Here is an 851-nt window from a genome sequence, read left to right on the forward strand (position 1 = left end):
ATTTCAAGTGGTGCGGGCATTGCAGCAGCCTTTCTTTCAAGTGCAATGGAAACAACAGCCCCCTCAGATTGCGACCGACCAACCCCAACAGACGGATCTGCAGGGACGGAAACAATCGAAATTTCGTGAGGGGTCCAACGGGTGATGCGATAGACGTTTAAGTCATCGTCATGCTCTTCTTCCAAGCGGGCTTTGCGGATCTGATAGCCAACAGAAACATTGGTCAGCTCTCCATCTAAAACGCGCTGTTTAATCTCTTGCGCCCGCTCTGATTTACCAAAGCGAACCCAAGCCCGGCCCTTGCCGTTCTTGATCTCCACGCGCTCAATCACGCCCACCTGATGATCTACGCTTGCGCGGTGATCAATCAGCAGAGGCGCACGCCCGCTTCCAATGAAATCAAGGTCAATCTCGCCTTCATCGTGACCCAGAATTTCAACGCCCCAATAGGTGCGAATGGGTGCATCACTGGAAAACGAAAGCTCTAAAAGGTCTTCTTCCGCGCCCTCGCTAGCGCGCACGAAAACACCCTGCCGGAACAACCGCTCCGGCAGCTTCAATTCATGTGTTGGCATGGTGTGGTTAGTCCTCTTTAGGCTGCTCTTTTTCAGCAGGCGGAACCGTTTTCATGAAGGCAGAAAGCACCGCCTCAAGATCTATGCCGCGATCCTTGGCAAGTGCCCTTGCCTCTTCAAAATCGTCATAGATATCTTCAAGAGTGCGCCCACGCTCTGCAGCCACTTCCTGCGGGCTTTTAATGCGGGATTCCATGTTGGTTCTATTTGCGGCCGCATCATCTTTTGGATTGACTGATTGCCAGCCCCGGCCCGTCCATTCCACCGCCTGAAACC

At 53.2% G+C, this 851-nt stretch carries 2 protein-coding genes; both read right to left on the reverse strand.

Annotated elements, in window-relative coordinates; all coding sequences use genetic code 11:
- A partial coding sequence (locus PsWM33_RS25370; RefSeq protein ID WP_193778475.1) for an HK97 family phage prohead protease occupies positions 1-575 on the reverse strand: 575 nt, incomplete at its 3' end.
- A 7-nt stretch (positions 576-582) separates the two neighbouring features.
- On the reverse strand, positions 583-851 hold a 269-nt coding region (locus tag PsWM33_RS27540), incomplete at its 5' end, for a hypothetical protein (protein ID WP_206599040.1).

Source organism: Pseudovibrio sp. WM33, assembly GCF_001623165.1.
In the GTDB taxonomy this organism is placed as follows: Bacteria; Pseudomonadota; Alphaproteobacteria; order Rhizobiales; family Stappiaceae; genus Pseudovibrio.